Annotated in this window: 19 protein-coding genes and 1 tRNA gene; 12 read left to right on the forward strand and 8 right to left on the reverse strand. The window is 71.8% G+C overall.

What is annotated here, in order from left to right; translation table 11 throughout:
• Positions 1–83: 83 nt before the first annotated feature.
• Complete coding sequence (locus tag ACZ4UV_RS43110) at positions 84–527, reverse strand: ATP-binding protein (protein WP_351501570.1); 444 nt, start codon at positions 525–527, stop codon at positions 84–86.
• A gap of 242 nt (positions 528–769) precedes the next feature.
• Here ACZ4UV_RS43110 and ACZ4UV_RS43115 point away from each other — a divergent pair, with 242 nt between their 5' ends.
• Both ACZ4UV_RS43115 and ACZ4UV_RS43120 read left to right on the forward strand, forming a co-directional pair.
• The gene (locus tag ACZ4UV_RS43115) at positions 770–1,636 is read left to right on the forward strand and encodes a helix-turn-helix domain-containing protein (RefSeq protein WP_351501568.1); all 867 of its coding nucleotides are present in this window, start codon (positions 770–772) and stop codon (positions 1,634–1,636) included.
• Between the two features lie 3 nt (positions 1,637–1,639).
• Positions 1,640–1,876 carry a DUF397 domain-containing protein gene (locus ACZ4UV_RS43120; RefSeq protein ID WP_390046159.1) on the forward strand — a complete coding sequence of 79 codons (237 nt, stop codon included), beginning with the start codon at positions 1,640–1,642 and terminating at the stop codon, positions 1,874–1,876.
• 104 nt (positions 1,877–1,980) lie between these two features.
• Here the strand turns inward: ACZ4UV_RS43120 and ACZ4UV_RS43125 are convergent.
• A tRNA-Leu gene (locus ACZ4UV_RS43125) sits at positions 1,981–2,068 on the reverse strand.
• Between the two features lie 211 nt (positions 2,069–2,279).
• Between ACZ4UV_RS43125 and ACZ4UV_RS43130 the strand changes: the two genes are divergently transcribed.
• The 3 genes from ACZ4UV_RS43130 (at position 2,280) to ACZ4UV_RS43140 (ending at position 5,138) form a co-directional block, all read left to right on the forward strand.
• Positions 2,280–3,605 (forward strand): M20/M25/M40 family metallo-hydrolase, encoded by a 1,326-nt coding sequence (locus ACZ4UV_RS43130; protein WP_451019602.1) that lies wholly within the window; start codon positions 2,280–2,282, stop codon positions 3,603–3,605.
• 162 nt (positions 3,606–3,767) lie between these two features.
• On the forward strand, positions 3,768–4,001 hold the full coding sequence (gene chpH, locus ACZ4UV_RS43135) for a chaplin ChpH (protein WP_046732802.1): 234 nt from the start codon (positions 3,768–3,770) through the stop codon (positions 3,999–4,001).
• A gap of 138 nt (positions 4,002–4,139) precedes the next feature.
• Entirely contained in the window at positions 4,140–5,138 is a 999-nt protein-coding gene (locus ACZ4UV_RS43140; protein WP_467845802.1) for a chaplin, read from the forward strand.
• Between the two features lie 85 nt (positions 5,139–5,223).
• Here the strand turns inward: ACZ4UV_RS43140 and ACZ4UV_RS43145 are convergent, their stop codons facing one another.
• Complete coding sequence (locus tag ACZ4UV_RS43145; RefSeq protein ID WP_046732800.1) at positions 5,224–5,412, reverse strand: DUF5703 family protein; 189 nt, start codon at positions 5,410–5,412, stop codon at positions 5,224–5,226.
• Between the two features lie 47 nt (positions 5,413–5,459).
• Between ACZ4UV_RS43145 and ACZ4UV_RS43150 the strand changes: the two genes are divergently transcribed.
• The gene (locus ACZ4UV_RS43150; protein WP_467845806.1) at positions 5,460–6,170 is read left to right on the forward strand and encodes a hypothetical protein; all 711 of its coding nucleotides are present in this window, start codon (positions 5,460–5,462) and stop codon (positions 6,168–6,170) included.
• A gap of 46 nt (positions 6,171–6,216) precedes the next feature.
• Here the strand turns inward: ACZ4UV_RS43150 and ACZ4UV_RS43155 are convergent, their stop codons facing one another.
• On the reverse strand, positions 6,217–8,508 hold the full coding sequence (locus ACZ4UV_RS43155; RefSeq protein ID WP_467845811.1) for a helix-hairpin-helix domain-containing protein: 2,292 nt from the start codon (positions 8,506–8,508) through the stop codon (positions 6,217–6,219).
• Positions 8,505–9,488, reverse strand: coding sequence for an aldo/keto reductase (locus tag ACZ4UV_RS43160; protein ID WP_351490155.1), 984 nt, complete (start codon positions 9,486–9,488; stop codon positions 8,505–8,507). The genes ACZ4UV_RS43155 and ACZ4UV_RS43160 overlap by 4 nt, the downstream gene beginning before the upstream one ends.
• Positions 9,489–9,720: 232 nt before the next feature.
• On the opposite strand from ACZ4UV_RS43160, the gene ACZ4UV_RS43165 reads away from it, so the two are divergent.
• Together ACZ4UV_RS43165 and ACZ4UV_RS43170 are read left to right on the forward strand one after the other, a co-directional pair.
• On the forward strand, positions 9,721–10,776 hold the full coding sequence (locus ACZ4UV_RS43165) for an LLM class F420-dependent oxidoreductase (RefSeq protein ID WP_351490158.1): 1,056 nt from the start codon (positions 9,721–9,723) through the stop codon (positions 10,774–10,776).
• Positions 10,777–11,007: 231 nt separating this feature from the next.
• Positions 11,008–11,796: a ferritin-like domain-containing protein gene (locus tag ACZ4UV_RS43170; RefSeq protein WP_451021205.1), complete on the forward strand. Its 789-nt coding sequence runs from the start codon at positions 11,008–11,010 to the stop codon at positions 11,794–11,796.
• A 31-nt stretch (positions 11,797–11,827) separates the two neighbouring features.
• Here ACZ4UV_RS43170 and corA read toward each other — a convergent pair whose 3' ends face one another.
• Positions 11,828–12,832, reverse strand: coding sequence for a magnesium/cobalt transporter CorA (gene corA / locus ACZ4UV_RS43175; protein ID WP_451021204.1), 1,005 nt, complete (start codon positions 12,830–12,832; stop codon positions 11,828–11,830).
• A gap of 62 nt (positions 12,833–12,894) precedes the next feature.
• On the opposite strand from corA, the gene ACZ4UV_RS43180 reads away from it, so the two are divergent.
• The 4 genes from ACZ4UV_RS43180 to mshC all read left to right on the forward strand — a co-directional run bounded on the left by ACZ4UV_RS43180 (position 12,895) and on the right by mshC (position 16,374).
• A complete protein-coding gene (locus ACZ4UV_RS43180) occupies positions 12,895–13,581 on the forward strand; it encodes a histidine phosphatase family protein (protein ID WP_351490166.1) in 687 nt (228 codons plus the stop codon).
• Between the two features lie 102 nt (positions 13,582–13,683).
• Positions 13,684–14,274, forward strand: a complete 591-nt coding sequence (locus tag ACZ4UV_RS43185) for a DUF3090 domain-containing protein (RefSeq protein WP_351490168.1) — start codon at positions 13,684–13,686, stop codon at positions 14,272–14,274.
• Positions 14,238–15,053, forward strand: coding sequence for an SCO1664 family protein (locus ACZ4UV_RS43190; protein WP_451021202.1), 816 nt, complete (start codon positions 14,238–14,240; stop codon positions 15,051–15,053). The genes ACZ4UV_RS43185 and ACZ4UV_RS43190 overlap by 37 nt, the downstream gene beginning before the upstream one ends.
• A gap of 91 nt (positions 15,054–15,144) precedes the next feature.
• Positions 15,145–16,374, forward strand: coding sequence for a cysteine--1-D-myo-inosityl 2-amino-2-deoxy-alpha-D-glucopyranoside ligase (gene mshC / locus ACZ4UV_RS43195; RefSeq protein WP_451021201.1), 1,230 nt, complete (start codon positions 15,145–15,147; stop codon positions 16,372–16,374).
• A 154-nt stretch (positions 16,375–16,528) separates the two neighbouring features.
• Here mshC and ACZ4UV_RS43200 read toward each other — a convergent pair whose 3' ends face one another.
• Together ACZ4UV_RS43200 and ACZ4UV_RS43205 are read right to left on the reverse strand one after the other, a co-directional pair.
• Positions 16,529–17,563: a PAC2 family protein gene (locus tag ACZ4UV_RS43200; protein WP_451021200.1), complete on the reverse strand. Its 1,035-nt coding sequence runs from the start codon at positions 17,561–17,563 to the stop codon at positions 16,529–16,531.
• A 152-nt stretch (positions 17,564–17,715) separates the two neighbouring features.
• Entirely contained in the window at positions 17,716–18,387 is a 672-nt protein-coding gene (locus tag ACZ4UV_RS43205; protein WP_293998511.1) for a FadR/GntR family transcriptional regulator, read from the reverse strand.
• Positions 18,388–18,401: the final 14 nt, after the last annotated feature.

Below are 18,401 nucleotides of genomic sequence, written 5' to 3' on the forward strand. Positions count from 1 at the left end.
CCCTGCGGCGGAGAGGGGGGAGAGAACGCCGCGGAACCGGCCGTCGCCGTGGGGGCGGAGGAAACGTCACGAGGCGCCGGACGTCACGCGGCGCTGACCTCGGCCCAGATGGACTTGCCCCAGGGCAGGTTGCCCACACCCCAGCGGCCCGAGCAGAGCGCGTCGAGGATCAGCAGGCCGCGCCCCCGGTCCCGTTCGACCGAGATGGGGCGCAGCCGGGGATGGCGGCCCAGCGGGTCGTGCACCTCGACCCGGGTCCGGGAGCCGTCGGTGTCGATGACGAGACGGACCGGGTCGTCCGGGTCGGTCTCGTAGCGCAGGGAGTTGGTGACCAGCTCGCAGGTGACCAGGGCGACCGCGTCGATGTGGTCGCGGGAGGCGTCGGGGGTGTGGTGCGCGATGAAGTCGCTCACGAACAGCCGGGCGGCTTTGGCCGACTGAGGTTCGCTGGCCAGTAACAGGACCGGCGGTGGGGCGACTTGCACGGGGCGGGGTTCGGTCGTGGTGCTCCGCTGGCGTTCGATCATGTGCATCCCCTCACGGGCATGTCCCAACGCAGGCACGGTAGTTCGCCATGCGAGTGCGGTCACTGTCGTATTTCCCGGATTCATGGTGCCTTCACGGCACAGTCGATAGCAATACGTCCCACGAGATGTGAAATATTGCGCATCGCCTTGAGAGACTTGCGGCACAAGTCGTCAGTCGGTGGCGGGGGTCGGCGCGGCACGGGCAGACTGTCGGGCAGTTCACCGGACAGAAGGGGGAACCCGTGAGCACGCCCACGGTGCGCCGGCGACGGCTCGGTGCGAAGCTGCGCGAACTGCGCGGCGAACTCACCCTCGACGAGGTTGCCGAGCACTCCGAGGGCGCGTTCGTCTCCTCCAAGCTGTCCCGGATGGAGACCGGCAAGACCGCCCCCAAGGCAGCGGACATCCAGGCGCTGCTCCACCTGTACGGCGAACTCGGCCGCGACGTGAGCGACGAACTGCGCGCGGCCCTGATCACGCTCACCAAGGAGGGCGGCCGGCGCGGCTGGTGGCACTCGTACCGGGGTGTCCTCACCCCGGTGTACGAGGACCTGATCAGCCTGGAGGCGGAGGCCGAGACGGTCTCCACCTGGCAGCTGGGCATGGTCCCCGGACTGCTCCAGACCGCCGAGTACGCCCGCGAGATCATCCGGGCGACCGCCATGTCCGAGGCGGTCGAGGCACGGGTCGACGCGCTCGTCGAGGTACGGCTGGCACGCCAGGCCGTCCTCACCCGGGATAGCGACCCGCTGGCGCTCTGGGCGATCATCTCCGAACAGGCCCTGCGCTCCACCACCGAGGATCCCGCCCTGATGTACGAGCAGTTGGGGCGCCTGCTTACGATGGGGCGGCGGCCGAACATCAACATCCAGGTGTTGAGATCGGACGCTCCCCTGCACGCCGGGCTCACCGGCACCTTCAGCATCCTGGGCTTCGGTCCGCACACGGACCTGGACGTCGTCCACCAGGAAGGGCTGACCTCCGCCCTGTACATCGAGGAACGTGATCGGGTCTCCACGCACCGGGCCGCGTGGCAACGCCTCACGTCTGCCGCCGAGTCCGTCGAGGCGTCGGTGGAACTGATCACCCAGATAAGGAAGAACGAATAGCGAATGAAGCACGTTGACGACGCGTCGACTCTGCCGGTGACCTGGTGGAAGTCCTCGGCGTCCGCATCACAGTCCGACTGCGTGGAATGCGGGATCGTCGACGAGGCGACGGTCGCCGTCCGCGACAGCAAGCGGCCCGACGGGCCCGCGCTCCTGCTGGACCGCACCACGCTCCGTGCGTTCACCTCCGCCGTCGCCCTGCGTGACGGCCGAATAGGCGGCCTGGACGGCCTCGGCTGAGACAGCGGCGCCCACCGTGAGGTGGTCGCCCGCGCTCCACTCCAAAAACCGCTCAAAAACCAAGAAACCCCTGCTCAGCAGGGGTTTCTTCATGGTTTCCTTCATGGTGTCCGAGGGGGGACTTGAACCCCCACGCCCGATAAAGGGCACTAGCACCTCAAGCTAGCGCGTCTGCCATTCCGCCACCCGGACAAGGTGTCTGTCGTGCGAAGTGTTCCGTGCGGGTTTCCCTCGCGGCGACGGAGGAAACACTACCAGGCTTTCGGGGGTGGCCGATCACACCCCGTTCCGGGACCCGCGGGCGTGAACGGCGTGTGACGGGCCGGGACCGGCCTTGGGCCCGGAGCGGGAAGGGAGAGAGGATGGCGGGGACCGGGCGGCAGTGACAGCGGAAGGAAGCAGCGTGAGCGAGACGGACACGGCCAGGGGCGTCACCGGCGAGGACGAGGTCGTGGACCTCTGCCGCGAGCTGATCCGGTTCGACACCAGCAACTACGGCGACCACTCCGGTCCCGGTGAGCGCAAGGCCGCCGAGTGGGTCGCCGAGAAGCTCGCCGAGGTCGGCCTGGAGCCGAAGATCTTCGAGTCCCACCCGGGCCGCGCCTCGACGGTGGCCCGCATCGAGGGCGCGGACCCCTCCAGGCCCGCCCTGCTGATCCACGGCCACCTCGACGTCGTACCGGCCAACGCCGACGACTGGACCCACCACCCCTTCTCCGGCGAGATCGCGGACGGGTGCGTGTGGGGGCGGGGCGCCGTCGACATGAAGGACATGGACGCGATGACCCTGGCGGTCGTCCGGGACCGGCTGCGCAGCGGCCGGAAGCCGCCCCGGGACATCGTGCTGGCCTTCCTCGCCGACGAGGAGGCCGGCGGCACCTGGGGCGCCCGGCACCTGGTCGACCACCACCCGGACCTCTTCGACGGCGTCACCGAGGCGATCAGCGAGGTCGGCGGGTTCTCCTTCACGGTGAACGAGCAGCGCCGGCTCTACCTCATCCAGACGGCCGAGAAGGGCATGCACTGGATGAAGCTGAAGGTGGCCGGCACCGCCGGGCACGGCTCGATGATCCACCGCGACAACGCGATCACCGAACTCTCCGAGGCCGTGGCCCGGCTCGGCCGGCACAGGTTCCCGGTGCGGGTCACCAAGACCACCCGGGCCTTCCTCGACGAGCTGGGCGACGCGCTCGGCACCGAGCTCGACCCGGAGGACATGGAGTCGACGCTGGCCCGGCTCGGCGGCATCGCCAAGCTGATCGGCGCGACCCTCAGCAACACCGCCAACCCGACCCAGCTGAACGCCGGCTACAAGGTCAACGTCATCCCCGGCGAGGCCACCGCGCACGTGGACGGCCGCTTCCTGCCCGGTCACGAGGAGGAGTTCCTCGCCGACCTCGACCGGATCCTCGGCCCGAACGTGGTCCGTTCGGACGTGCACTCCGACAAAGCCCTGGAGACCAGCTTCGACGGGGCCCTGGTGGAGGCCATGCAGTCCTCGCTGCTCGCCGAGGACCCGACGGCCAAGGCCATCCCCTACATGCTCTCCGGCGGCACCGACGCCAAGTCCTTCGACGACCTCGGCATCCGCGGCTTCGGCTTCGCGCCGCTCAAGCTGCCGCCGGAGCTGGACTTCGCGGGCATGTTCCACGGCGTGGACGAGCGGGTGCCGGTGGACGGGCTGCAGTTCGGCGTGCGCGTGCTCGACCGCTTCATCGACGCGTCGTGAAGCCGTACGGGTCGTGAAGCCCTGGCTTCAGCTAATCGGGCGGCTGTACGAGGTCGACTGAAAAGAGTGAATGCGACGATAAGCTCGTAGCTCCATTACTCCCTCCTCGTTACATCTCATGCGATCCGCTACTTGGAATCGCATTGCCAACAAGGAGGAATAATGCTCAAGAAGGTCGTCGCTGCTGCGGCTGCCACTGGTGGTCTGGTTCTCGCGGGCGCGGGCCTGGCCGTCGCCGACTCGGGTGCCCAGGGTGCTGCCGTGGGTTCCCCGGGTGTCATCTCCGGCAACGTGATCCAGGTTCCCGTGCACGTCCCGGTGAACGTCTGCGGCAACACGATCTCCGTGATCGGGCTGCTGAACCCCGCCTTCGGCAACACCTGCATCAACAAGTGACGCCGACTCCCTGAGGGGCGTCGTCTTTCCGTCGGCCCTGGAGCGCGCGCCATGCGCTCCGGGGCCGGCCGGTTTTTCCGCAGGTTTTCTCTGCGGTGAATGCTAGGTCAGGATCCAAGGCAGGGGGGAATTCATAAAATGCGACAGAGTACCCGTAAGGGCCTTATGACAGTGGCCGCGGCGACCGGCGTGATCGCCGCGGCGGGCGGTTACGCCCACGCCGACTCGGGAGCCGTCGGCTCCGCCACCGACTCACCCGGCGTGCTCTCCGGCAACACCGTGCAGGCGCCGGTACACGTACCGGTGAACGTCTGCGGGAACACCGTGAACGTCGTCGGCGCCCTCAACCCGTCGATGGGCAACAAGTGCGCCAACCGGGGCGGCGGGGGCGGTGCTTCGACGGGCTACGGCGACACCGGAGGCTACGGCGGTCACGGTGGTCACGGCAGCCATGGCGGCTCGCACGCCGGGGGACACACCGCGGGCTCGCCCGGTGTCGGCTCGGGCAACACCGTGCAGGCGCCGATCGACGTCCCGGTCAATGTCTGCGGCAACAGCGTCAACGTCATCGGCGTCGGCAACGCCGCGGTGGGCAACGAGTGCGCCAACGGCGGGGGTTCCGGCCACACGGGGCACCCAGGACACCCCGGGCACCCCGGAACTCCGGGACATCCGGGTGGGGGTCACCCCACGCAGCCGCCCGGACACGGTGGTCACGGAGGTCATGGTGGTCACGGAGGCCATGGCGGCCATGGCGGTCACGGTGGGCATGGCGGCCATGGCACGCCACCTGGGCACGGGGGCAACCCGCCCGGGAAGCCGGGGAATCCCGGAACTCCGGGGCAGCCGGGACACCCGGGACACCCGGGGACCCCGGGCCAGCCGGGACACCCGGGCACTCCGGGTCAGCACCCGGGAACGCCTCCCGCTCACTCCGGGGGCAACACCGTCCCGACCGGTGCCCACGGCTCCAGCGTCGTCAATCCGCTGGGCAGCGCCTCGGTGAGTCAGCCCGTCGCCGCCCCGCAGCTCGCGCACACAGGCAGTGACCTGCCGCTCGGTCTCGCGCTCCCGGCGGGCGCGGGCGCGCTGCTCGCGGGCGCGGTCCTGTACCGCAGGGCGCGCGCCGCTGCGTAGCGCACGGACGGTGACGCACCGGCGGCGGTGCGTGGAACGGTAGGGGCCCCGTCGACGCGGGGCCCTTTCCGTCAGTCGGCCAGTCTCACCATGTGGCACGCACCTGGCGGATGATCCGCCGGCGCAACCGCACCCTGCGGCTGCCGTCGCGCATGAGGCTCAGTCGGTCCAACTCCCAGTGTCCGTACTCGGCATGGTCCGTCAGCAGACGTGTGGCCTCCTTGCGGGACACCCCGCGAGGTACGTACACGTCGACAAATTCGTATTCCGGCATCGCATCTATTGTGCGGGCTGGTGCCCGGTACGGATAGCGTCTGCACTATGTCTGATGCTGCGCAGCCCACCGCTGCCGAGGTACGCGCCGCCGCCGAGGCGGTCAAGACCGCGCTCGACCGCCATCTGGCCGCGGTCGAACGCAGGTCGGGGGAGGACGACCCGGCTGTCTACGAGGCGTTCAACCAGCTGGCCGCGGCCGCCGAGGTCTACGACGAGCTCCTGTACGACCGCTACGACGAGGTCACACCCTTCGAGATTCCCGGTACGGACGACTCGCTGCCGCCGTACGCGGGCCCCGAGGAACCGAACGCGATCAGCGTGCTGATCCGCCGCGACTACGCCGTGGCGGAACCGCAGCGGCTGCTGGCGCAGGCCCAGCGGGTCGAGGCGGCGGAGTACGACGACGGCCCCGGCGCGGACGAGGACGCGGCCGGCACGATCCACGGGGCGCTGGGCGTCCTGTTCGGCGAGTTCGAGCCGGACGAGATCGCCTCCCGGCACAAGGAGTTCGGCCTGGAGGAGGGCGACTCCACGCTCTGGGTGACCGCGGCGGACGAGCCGGCCGAGCCCGGAGAGTGGCTGGAGGCACCCTTCGAGGGGGTCGACCCGCAGCGGGTGGTGTGCCGCTTCGACGTCAGCGCGGTCTTCGACGACGAGGACGCGGAGGACGGCGAGGACGCCGGGGAGACCGACGAGCTGGACGACCTCGACCTGGACGAGGACGAGGATCTGGAGCCGTTGGACGCCGAGCGTTGATCCACCGGCCGGCGGCTCGGCCCGGGCCGAGCCGCCGGGACGCCGGTCAGCCCGCCGCCGGGACCTGCGTCTTCAACAGCAGCGGCAGACGGGTCGTCCGCGGCTTCGGCAGGGTCTCGGCCACCGCTTTGGGCAGGGCCTGTTCCACGCCGTGGACCACCGAAAGGTGGCGCTCCGCCCGGCTGAACGCCGTGTACACCCAGGGGCGGCTGAGCGACTGGACCGCGTCCCCGGGCAGCACCACGACCGCCGCCGGCCAGCGGCCACCCGCCGCCTGGTGGGCGGTCAGGGCCCAGCCGTGGCGGACCGCCTGCTCCACCCGCTCCTTCGGCACGACCACGGGCGCGCCCGCGCACGACAGGTGCAGCCCGTCCGCGTCGGCCGTCACCACCTGGCCCGGCACCGTACGGCCCGGCGCGGGGGAGTAGGCGATCCGGTCACCGGGGTCGAAGCCGCCGAAGCGGCCGGGGCCCGGATTGAGCCTTTCCTTGAGGGCGCTGTTGAGGGTGCGGGTACCGGCCGCTCCGCCGTGGCCCGGGGTGATCACCACGGTCTGTTCGGCGGGGACGCCGAGCGCGCGCGGGACGGAGTCGGCGACCAGCTGCACCGTACGGTGCACCGCCTCGCCCGCGTCCCGTACCGGCACGATCACGACCTCCTTGCCGGGCGCCTCGACCTGGGTGAGCTCGCCGACGCCGATCCCGGAGACCAGTTCGCCGAGCGGGCCGGGGTCGGGCGTGCGGGAGGCGATCTGCGGGCACACCCGGGCCGCGAGCAGGTCGGCGAAGACCCGCCCGGGGCCCGCGGACCACAGCACCGCCGGATCCCCGCTCAGCACCAGCCGGGCCCCGTCGGGCAGGGCCTCCACGAGCATCGCCGCACCCTCCACGTCCAGCTGGGGCGCGTCCAGCACGACCAGCAGGTCGAGGTCGAGGGCGCCGTCCGCGTCCCGGCCGGGCCCCGCGGCGCCGGCGAGCAGGTCGGCGACGGTGCCCACGGCCTCTGCGCCGCCCCCGAGGCGCCGGCTGCCGTCAGGGGTGTGGGTGACCGCGAAGGCGCGCAGTCCGGCCGCGTGGGCGGCGCTGAGCAGGCCCGCGGGTTCGGCGCGGGCCGCCTCGCCGCCCGTGTGCAGCACCAGGCCGTGCCCGGCGACCGCCCGGGCCAGCTCCGCCGCGCCGCCGGAGGCCGCCGCCGCGGCCGCCTCCCAGGGCTCCGAGGCGTCCTTGGCCAGGGAGTTGACCAGCCGGGCCAGCCCGTCGGCGAGGCTCTCCTCGGCCAGCGCGTACCGCTCCAGGGCGACCAGGACCCGGACCGGCCGCTCCTCCTCGTCGTCCTCGGGCTCCGGGGCGCTCGGATCCAGGGGGTCCTGGAAGACCAGTGCCTCGCCCTCCGCGAGCGCGTCCTGTACGGCCGCCTCCGGGTCGGGCACCGCGCGCTGGGCCAGTGCGGCGGCGAGCGCCGGCATCTCCAGCGCGGTGTGCCCGGCCACGGCGGCCTGCTCGAGAAGCCAGCAGGTCATCGCCCGGCCGCGCCGCTCGTCGTCCGGACCGCACTCGGCGCCGAGCAGCGCCCGCGCGAACCCGTCGGCCTGGTCCGGCCGTACCCCGGTGACCCGGAGCAGCTGCCAGGGGTCCTCCCGCAGCAGCGTCTCCGCGCCCTCACCGAGAGCGGTGGCGACCTGGGGCGCGAGGGACTCGGGCGCACCGCCGTCGGACAGGACCCGTCGTACGTCCGCGATCGTCTCCGTGGCGGGCCCGGCGGCGGCCGGTACGGGCCGGGGCCTGCGGGCGGGCTCCGGGGCGGGGGCCGCCGGGCGGGGGGCCGGCTCCGGGGCGGTGAAGACGGTGGCCGCCGGTTTCCCGCCGCTCTCCACGGCCCGGATCGCCGCGAGCAGGTCGGCCGCCTTGCCGCTGAGCTTGGTCCCGCTCTCGATCGGCGCCGACTTCTCGGCCTTCCGCCGCTCGATCCGCTCCCGCTCGACCCGCTGAGCGGCCAACTCGGCCGCGGCCTCGGACTGCTGGGCCGCGCTTTCGGCACCCCCCTCGCCGACGGCCTCGCCGCTCGCCGCGTCCCCTTCGCCGACGGCCGGTCCGCCGCCGGACCGGGACCCGTCGGCCGCCGTGTCACCATCCGCGTCCACCCCGTCGGAGCCGGCCGTGAGGGCTTCGGCGGCCTCCGCTCCGCTGTCCTCGGCCGCCTCGGACGAGGGGCCGCCGTTCGCGGCCGTGCCGCTCGCCGCGGCCGGGCCGGCGGTGAGGTTGCCGGTCTCCGTCGTTCCCCCGGCGGTCGTGCCCTCGTCGGCCTCGGGCTTGTCGCCCAGCCCCGGCTCCGTGCTCACAGCGTGCTCCAGTCGTGATCGGGATAGCGGTGCACAGGCGCCGACACATCGTCGAGCGCCCGGCAGATCTCGTCAGGAAGCGTAAGCGCCTCCACTGACAACGCCCCCGAGAGCTGCTGCGCGTTGCGCGCGCCGACGATCGGCGCGGTCACGCCCGGCCGGTCCCGCACCCAAGCGAGCGCCACCTGGAGCGGGGTGACCGCGAGCCCGTCCGCCGCCGTCTGCACCGCGTCCACGATCCGGGTCGCGGTGTCGTCGAGATACGGCTCGACGAACGGCGCCAGATGCTCGGAGGCGCCGCGCGAGTCCGGGGGAGTGGCGTGCCGGTACTTCGCGGTCAGCACGCCCCGGCCCAGCGGGGAGGACGGCAGCAGGCCGATGCCCAGGTCGAGGGCGGCGGGCAGCACCTCGCGCTCGATGCCCCGCTGGAGCAGCGAGTACTCCAGCTGCGTGCTGGCCAGCCGGGTGCGGGTGCCCGGTGCCGCGAGCTGCCAGGTCGCCGCCTTCGCCAGCTGCCAGCCGCAGAAGTTGGAGACCCCGGCGTACCGGGCGCGACCGCTGCTCACCGCCAGGTCGAGGGCCTGCAGGGTCTCCTCCAGCGGGGTGTCCGGGTCGTAGGCGTGCACGTGCCAGACGTCGACGTGGTCGGTGCCGAGGCGGGCCAGGGAGGCGTCCAGTGCGGCGAGCAGGTGGCCGCGCGAGCCGTTGTAACGCCGGTCGGGGTCGGGGACGCTGCCCGCCTTCGTCGAGATGACCAGGTCCCGGCGGGGCACCAGCCCTTCTATGAGCTGCCCGAGCAGATACTCGGCCTCACCGTCGCCGTAGACGTCCGCGGTGTCGACGAGGGTCCCGCCGGCCTCCCAGAACGCCTTCAGCATGTCCGCGGCGTCGTGCTCGTCGACGTCCCGGCCCCAGGTGAGGGTGCCGAGTCCGATTCTGGACACACGCAGGCCGGTACGGCCGAGATGCCTCTGCTCCATGCCCGCGAGATTACTGGCCAGAGCTGGTGCGTTGGGTTGCCTGTGGATAACCGATTTCACAAGGCAGCGGTGCGTTTGCAGGGGACGGGAGCCGACCCGCCCAGGGGCGCGGGGAACTGCGCGACCAGCCCCCACTGCCCGCAGTCGAACGCGAACCGAACCTCCGCCAGGAAAATCCCCGCGCTAAGGTCTCTCGCAACAGCGACGTTACTGATCGGTAAGGGGAGCGGCCATGAAACTCGGGATCAACCTCGGCTACTGGGGTGCCGGGATGGACGGGGACAACCTGGCCGTGGCGCAGGAAGCCGAGCGGCTCGGGTACGCCGTGTGCTGGGCCGCCGAGGCCTACGGCTCCGACGCCGCCACCGTGCTCAGCTGGGTCGCCGCCCAGACCGAGCGCATCGACGTCGGCTCGGCCATCTTCCAGATCCCGGCCCGGCAGCCCGCCATGACCGCGATGACGGCCGCCACCCTCGACTCCCTCTCCGGCGGCCGTTTCCGGCTCGGCCTCGGCGTCTCCGGACCTCAGGTCTCCGAGGGCTGGTACGGCGTCAAGTTCGACAAGCCGCTCTCCCGCACCCGCGAGTACGTGGAGATCGTGCGGAAGGCGATGACCCGGGAACGGCTGTCGTACGAGGGCGAGCACTGGACGCTGCCGCTGCCGGGCGGCCCCGGCAAGCCGATCAAGCTGACCGTGCACCCGGAGCGCGAGCACATCCCGGTCTACATCGCCGCCATCGGCCCGAAGAACCTGGAGCAGACCGGCGAGATCGCCGACGGCGCGCTGCTGATCTTCCCCTCCGCCGAGCACCTGGAGGAGACGGCCGTGAAGTACCTGCGCGCGGGCCGGGAGAAGGCAGGCCGGACCCTCGACGGGTTCGACATCTGCCCGACGCTGCCGCTCGCCGTCGGCGACGACAAGGACGTGGCCTCGCTCGCCGACACCTTCCGGCCCTACACCGCGCTGTACGTCGGCGGTATGGGCAGCCGCAAGCAGAACTTCTACAACCAGCTCGCCCAGCGGATGGGCTACGAGCGGGAGGCCGCCGAGATCCAGGACAAGTACCTGTCCGGGGACAAGAACGGGGCCGCGGCCGCCGTACCGCACGACCTGATCGACCAGACCACGCTGCTCGGCTCCGTGGAGCGGATCGCCGACCGGATGAAGGCCTATGCGGCCGCCGGGGTCACCACGCTCTCCCTCGCGCCCGCCGGGTTCGCCCTGGACGAGCGGCTCGCCTCGCTGCGGGCCGGCGCCGAGGCCCTGGAGCGCGCCGGGCTCGCGTGAGCCTTCGGCACGGGAGAGAAGTCAGCGGCCGTGGTGGGGGCTCGGGGGGTCTTCCCCGCCACGGCCGTCATGCAGAACAACGCGCCCGTGCCCGCGCGGTTACGCCCCCCGGGGTGACCGCGCTGCTCTTCCTTTCGGCCGAGTCCGCCCGCGCACCTGTTGCAGCGACTCCGACGCGGCATTTGACTCGTTCTTTGCGGGTCTGGTGAGTCCTCCAGGGAGGTGCCCACGATGCTTTCGGCCAGGAGCCTGTTCCAGGAGATCGTCGACGACGACGAGTCCTTCCGGCTCTTCTGCTCCATCGCGGCCAGCGGCGAGTCCCAGGGCGGCTGGGAGAACGCACGGATCGCCGCCCTGGTACCGCGGAGCGAACGCGACCTCGCCCCCAGGATCGCCCGGCACGGGGCCGACGAGGACAAGCACGGGCGCGTCTTCCACGCCCTGCTGAAGAAGCGCGGGCTGGCGCCCGTTCCGGTGCCTGCCGACACCGACTACACGATGATCCTGGAGCGGCACGGCATCGGGCTCGCCCACGACCGGCTCCGGGCCGACCGGCCGCTCACGGTGCCGGACATCGTCGGCTACCTCGCCCACAGCCGGGTCACCGAGCAGCGCGCCTCCGAGCAGATGGCGCTGCTGCGCCGGTACTTCGGCGACCACCCGGACGTGGGCCGCGCCGTGCGCATGATCTCCGGTGACGAGGACAACCACCTCGCCTACTGCCACGAGGAGCTGCTGCGTCTCGCCGCCGCCGGGCACGGCCGCGTCATCCAGCGCACGCTCCGCGCGTGCGCCCTCGCCGAGATCCGCATCCACCGGGACGTCAGCCTCGCCGTCATGGCCCACTTGGGCCGCATCCTCGGCTGGCCGCGGGCCAGGTCCGTGCTCCTGACGTTCGGCATCCACGCCGTCTACGCCTACGAACGCGCCGTCGGCTGGCGCCGCATGGTCTCCCTGCGGATGCCAGAGCACAGGAGGGCCCTGGGCGGCCCCGCGACCCCCGCCCCCGAGTTCGCCTGAGCCCACGGGGCCCGAGGGCCGCAGGCGTCCCTCACATCCACCCGCGGCGCTTGAACAGCCGGTACAGCGACAGCTCCAGCAGGACCATGAGCATGATCACCGCCGGGTACGCCCAGAGCCAGTGCAGCTCGGGCATGTGGTCGAAGTTCATGCCGTAGATCCCCGCGATCAGCGTCGGTACCGCGGCCATGGCCGCCCACGCGGAGATCTTCCGCATGTCGTCGTTCTGCCGCACGCTCATCTGCGCGAGATGGGCGTTGAGGACGTCCGACACCAGCCGGTCCAGGCCCTCCACGCTCTCGTTCACCCGCGTCAGGTGGTCGTTGACGTCCCGGAAGAACGGGCGGGCCTCCGCGTGCACGAAGGGCACGGTCACGCCGCTGCCGTACGGGCCCACGCCGGCCAGCTTGGTCATGGGCAGCGCCAGCGGCGCGGTCGCGCGGCGGAACTCCAGGATCTGCCGCTTGAAGGTGTAGATCCGCGACGCGGTGTGCCGGGAGCCGCCGCCGCTCGGCGAGAACACCTCGGTCTCCAGTTCCTCCAGGTCGGTCTGCAACTCGGTCGCGACCTCCAGGTAGTGGTCCACGACCGCGTCGGAGATCGAGTACAGCACCCCCGTCGGCCCGTGCTTCAGCATCTCGTGCTGCTCCTCCAGATGCCGCCGGATGTCGCCGAGCGGCGACGGCGTCCCATGGCGCACGGTGACCACGAAGGAGTCCCCGATGAAGATCATCAGCTCGCCGGAGGTCACCGTGTCGCTCTTCGGCTCGTACGTCACCGGCTTCAGGACGACGAACAGCGAGTCGTCGTACACCTCCAGCTTGGGCCGCTGGTGGGCGGTCAGGGCGTCCTCGACGGCCAGCGGATGCAGCCCGAACTCGTCGGTGACCAGGTCGAACTCGCGCTCCGTCGGCTCGTACAGGCCGATCCACAGGAAACTGTCGCCACGCGCGCGTGCCTCGGCGAGGGCGTCGGAGAAGTCCTGCGGGGTCTCCGTCCGCTCCCCGTCCCGGTAGATGGCGCAATCGACGATCACGGAGCGTATTCTCCCGTCGCCCGTCCATCGGCGCACTTCGGGGTGCGCCTACCCTGGGCGGCATGCCCACGCTGATCCTCGTAAGGCACGGACGGTCCACCGCCAACACCTCGGGTGTGCTGGCCGGCTGGACGCCGGGCGTCGCCCTCGACGAGCGGGGGGCCGCCCAGGCCGCCGCACTGCCCGGCCGGCTCGCCGGGCTGCCGATCTCCGAGCTCGTCACCAGCCCGCTGCAACGCTGCCAGGAGACGGTCCGACCCCTGCTCGACGCCCGCCCCGAACTCACCGCCCACACCGACGAGCGGATCGGGGAGGCCCACTACGGCGACTGGTCCGGCCGCAAGCTCGCCGAGCTCAAGGACGAGCCGCTGATGGAGGTCGTCCAGGCCCACCCCTCGGCGGCCGCGTTCCCCGGCGGCGAGTCCATGCGGGCCATGCAGACCCGCGCCGCCGAGGCGGTCCGCGAGTGGAACGCGCGCGTGGAGCGCGACCACGGCTCGGACGCCGTCTATCTCATGTGCTCGCACGGTGACATCATCAAATCCCTCGTCGCGGACGCGCTCGGTCTGCATCTCGACCTCTTCCAGCGGATCTCCGTCGAACCGTGTTCCATCACCGCGATCCGTTACACCCGCCTCAGGCCGTTTCTCGTTCGTCTCGGGGACACCGGGGATTTCGCCTCCCTCGCCCCCCGCGAGGAACCCCCCGGGGAAGACGCCCCGGTCGGTGGCGGCGCCGGCGCGCCGTGATCGTCAGCCGCAGTAGGGTGAAGCGATCCACGTAAGCGGCCCCCCGGCCGCGTCGTCGCCCGCCCGAAACCCACGCACTCTCGATTCCCATGGAGACAGGACGTGTCCCGTCAGGTGTTCCTCTACGATCCGCCGGACCGCTTCGTCGCGGGCACGGTCGGAATGCCCGGACGCCGTACGTTCTTCCTCCAGGCCACGGCCGGCCCCCGGACGACCAGCGTGGCCCTGGAGAAGACCCAGGTCGCCGCACTTGCCGAACGTATGGACGAGCTCCTCGACGAGGTCGTGCGCCGCAGCGGCGGCAACGCGGCCGTGCCCGCCGTCGCGCCTGCCGAGATCAGCGACAGCGCCCCCCTCGACACCCCCATCGAGGAGGAGTTCCGCGTCGGCACCATGGCGCTCGCCTGGGACGGCGAGGAAGAGCGCATGATCGTCGAGGCGCAGGCACTCGTGGAGCTGGAGGCCGACTCCGAGGAGGACCTCGCCGAGGCCGAGGAGCGGCTCCTGCAGGACGAGGAGAACGGGCCCCCGATGCTGCGGGTCCGGCTGACCGGCGCGCAGGCCAGGGCCTTCGCCAAGCGCGCCCTGGACGTCGTCAACGCCGGGCGGCCGCCGTGCCCGCTGTGCAGCCTCCCGCTCGACCCGGAAGGACACGTATGTCCGCGCCAGAACGGATACCGCCGCGGAGCGTGACCGCCGCCGAACTGCTCGCCCACGGTGAGCTGAAGGTACGCGGCCGCATCCGCGACGCCTCCAACGCGGCACTGTTCTGCACGGTCGCGCACGACGGCCAGGAGGCCTCCTGCGTCTACAAGCCGGTCGCCGGGGAGCGCCCGCTGTGGGACTTCCCCGACGGCACCCTCGCCCAGCGCGAGGTGGCCGCCTACGAGGTCGCCGCGGCCACCGGCTGGGACCTGGTCCCGCCCACCGTGCTGCGCGACGGGCCGTACGGCGAGGGCATGGTCCAGCTGTGGATCGACGTCGACCCCGAGGGCGCCGAACTGCTCGCCCTGGTGGACGCGGAGGAGCCCGAGCCCGGCTGGAAGGCGATCGGGCTCGCCGAGGTCGGCGACGGGAAGACCGCGCTGCTGGTGCACGCCGACGACGAACGGCTGCGCCGGCTCGCCGTCCTCGACGCCGTCATCAACAACGCCGACCGCAAGGGCGGCCATCTGCTGCCCACCGCGGACGGCCGGCTCTACGGCATCGACCACGGCGTCACCTTCAACGTCGAGAACAAGCTGCGCACCCTGCTGTGGGGCTGGGCGGGGGAGGACCTGACCGGCGAGGCCGTCGAGGTCCTCGTGGGCCTGCGCGCGGCCCTCGGAGGGCCGCTGGGAAGCCGCCTGGCCGAGCTGATCACCACCGCGGAACTCGACGCCACGCGCGCGCGTGTCGAGACGTTGCTCACCGCCGGCAAGCACCCGGAGCCGAGCGGCGAGTGGCCGGCCATCCCCTGGCCGCCCGTATAGCGCCACCAGCACATTCCGGCCCCGAGATCAAGACGGCCTTCCCGGCCGTCCGGTTCGTATACCGAACTCGGGTCCGGTTACGCTCATGTACATGCATGCCTGGCCCGCTTCCGAGGTCCCCGCCCTGCCTGGTCAGGGCCGCGACCTGAGGATCCACGACACCGCGACCGGCGGTCTCGTCACCCTTGACCCCGGTCCCGTCGCCCGCATCTACGTCTGCGGCATCACGCCGTACGACGCGACCCACATGGGGCACGCGGCGACCTACAACGCGTTCGACCTGGTTCAGCGCGTGTGGCTCGACACCAAGCGGCAGGTGCACTACGTCCAGAACGTGACGGACGTCGACGACCCGCTCCTGGAGCGCGCGGAGCGCGACGGCGTCGACTGGGTCGCCCTCGCCGAGCAGGAGACGACCCTCTTCCGCGAGGACATGACCGCCCTGCGGATGCTGCCGCCGCAGCACTACATAGGCGCGGTCGAGGCCATACCCGGCATCGTGCCGCTCGTCGAACGTCTGCGCGATCTCGGTGCCGCCTACGAACTCGAGGGCGACATCTACTTCTCCGTCGAGTCCGACCCGAACTTCGGCAAGGTCTCCAACCTCGACGCGGCCGCGATGCGGCTGCTGTCCGCCGAGCGCGGCGGCGACCCCGACCGCCCCGGCAAGAAGAACCCGCTCGACCCGATGCTGTGGATGGCCGCCCGCCAGGGCGAACCGAGCTGGGACGGCGGATCCCTGGGCCGTGGCCGCCCCGGCTGGCACATCGAGTGCGTGGCCATCGCCCTCGACCACCTCGGCATGACCTTCGACGTCCAGGGCGGCGGCTCCGACCTCGCCTTCCCGCACCACGAGATGGGCGCCTCGCACGCCCAGGTGCTCACCGGCGAGTTCCCGATGGCCAAGGCGTACGTCCACGCCGGCATGGTCGCCCTCGACGGCGAGAAGATGTCCAAGTCCAAGGGCAACCTGGTCTTCGTCTCCCGACTCCGCCGGGACGGCGTCGACCCGGCCGCCATCCGCCTCGCTCTGCTCTCCCACCACTACCGGGCCGACTGGGAGTGGACCGACCAGGTCCTGGCCGACGCGGTGGCCCGCCTGGACCGCTGGCGCGCGGCGGTCTCCCGCCCGGACGGCCCGCCCGCCGAGTCCCTGGTGGAGGAGATCCGCGACGCCCTGAGCAACGACCTGGACGCCCCGGCCGCCCTGGCCGCGGTGGACCGCTGGGCGGCCCTCCAGCAAGCGGAGGGCGGCACGGACACGGGCGCACCCGGGGTCGTGTCACGAGCGGTGGACGCGTTGCTGGGCGTGGCCCTTTAGACGAACGGCAGCCCCCGCGCCCTTGCCTTCAGGGGCGCGGGGAACTGCGCGACCAGCCACAACTCACCCGCCCCGAGCACTCGACGCGCACCCCCCTTCTTGTCGACGAGGCCGACAAGAAGGGGCGGCACGCATCTCGCGTACCGCCCCTGTTTCAGTCCTCGGAGGTGTCCTCGCCGTCCGGCCCGGTGCCCTCCGGGTCTCCGCCGTCCCCGGCATTCCCCGTGCTCTCGGGCGTGTCGGGCTTCGGCGGCCGCGGCCGGGCCTTGCCACCCGGGTTCCCCGGGGTGTCCCGCAGGTACGACGCACTGTCGCTGCCGTCCGCCGTGGCGTGACCGCCGGGCGGGTTCACGTCCCGGCGCCGCAGGTACCGCTCGAACTCACGGGCGATGGCCTCGCCGGACGCCTCCGGGAGCTCGGCGGTGTCCCGGGCCTCCTCCAGCGTCTGCACGTACTCCGCGACCTCGCTGTCCTCCGCGGCCAGCTGGTCCACCCCGACCTGCCAGGCGCGCGCGTCCTCGGGCAGCTCGCCCAGCGGGATCCGCAGGTCGAGCAGGTCCTCCAGGCGGTTGAGCAGCGCCAGCGTGGCCTTCGGGTTGGGCGGCTGGGAGACGTAGTGCGGGACGGCCGCCCAGAGCGAGACCGCCGGGACGCCCGCGTGCGTGCACGCCTCCTGGAGGACGCCGACGATGCCCGTCGGGCCCTCGTACTTGGTCTCCTCCAGGTCCATCCGCTGCGCCAGGTCCGAGTCCGAGGTGACCCCGCTGACCGGCACCGGACGCGTGTGCGGGGTGTCACCGAGCAGCGCGCCCAGGACGACCACCAGCTCGACGCCCAGCTCGTGGGCGAAGCCCAGCAGCTCGTTGCAGAACGAGCGCCAGCGCATGGACGGCTCGATGCCTCTGACCAGCACCAGGTCCCGCGGCTTCTCGCCGCCGACGCGGACCACCGACAGCCGTGTCGTCGGCCAGGTGATCTTGCGCACGCCGCCGTCCATCCACACCGTGGGGCGGTTCACCTGGAAGTCGTAGTAGTCCTCGGCGTCGAGCGCCGCGAACACCTCGCCCTTCCACTCGCGCTCCAGATGCGCGACCGCGGTGGAGGCGGCGTCGCCGGCATCGTTCCAGCCTTCGAACGCGGCCACCATGACTGGGTCGATCAGCTCGGGAACCCCCTCCAGCTCGATCACCCAGTGCCTCCTTCCGACGTGCCCTCGCGTACGCCCCAACCTTACGGCGTGAGGCGGGGGCGCCCGCAGCCCCCTTGCACGGGGGAGTGAACGGATCACTGCCCCGTTCGCCGCCCTCGAACACCACCGGTTCCGGGAAGCGGGCAAGCGCTTCACAGGCTGCTGCGCAGCCACTGCTCGACGCTCGCGATGTGCACGGTCGCCCAGGACCGGGCCGCCTCCGCGTCCCGGTCGCGCAGCGCGGCCAGGATCGCCCGGTGCTCCCGCAGGGTCCGGGCGACCGCGTCCTCCTGGGTCAGGCCGCGCCAGATCCGCGCCCTGGTGGTCGGCCCCGACAGCCCGTCAAGCAGCGAGCACAGCACCGAGTTTCCCGAGCTCTGCACGATGCCGCGGTGGAACTCCAGATCGCAGGCGACCAGCTCCTCCACCGACGGCTCGACGCCGAGCGCGTCCAACTGGGCGTCCAGCGCATCCAGTTGCTGCTCGCTGATCCGGGAGGCCGCCATCGCGGTCGCGGCCGGCTCCAGGATCCGGCGCACCGCGAGGAACTCCAGGACCGTGTCGTCGCGGTGGAAGTCCACGACGAAGCTCATCGCCTCCAGCAGCAACTGGGGGTCCAGGCTGGTGACATACGTGCCGTCGCCCTGCCGGACGTCGAGGATCCGGATCAGCGACAGCGCCCGCACCGCCTCCCGCAACGAGTTGCGGGACAGGCCCAGTTCGGCGGCGAGTTCGCTCTCCTTGGGCAACCGCTCTCCGGGGCGCAGCGCACCGGAGACGATCATGTCCTTGATCTTCTCGATCGCCTCATCGGTGACTGCCATACCGGCCTCCCTGT

The sequence above is a fragment of the Streptomyces sp. NPDC028289 genome (assembly GCF_055565975.1).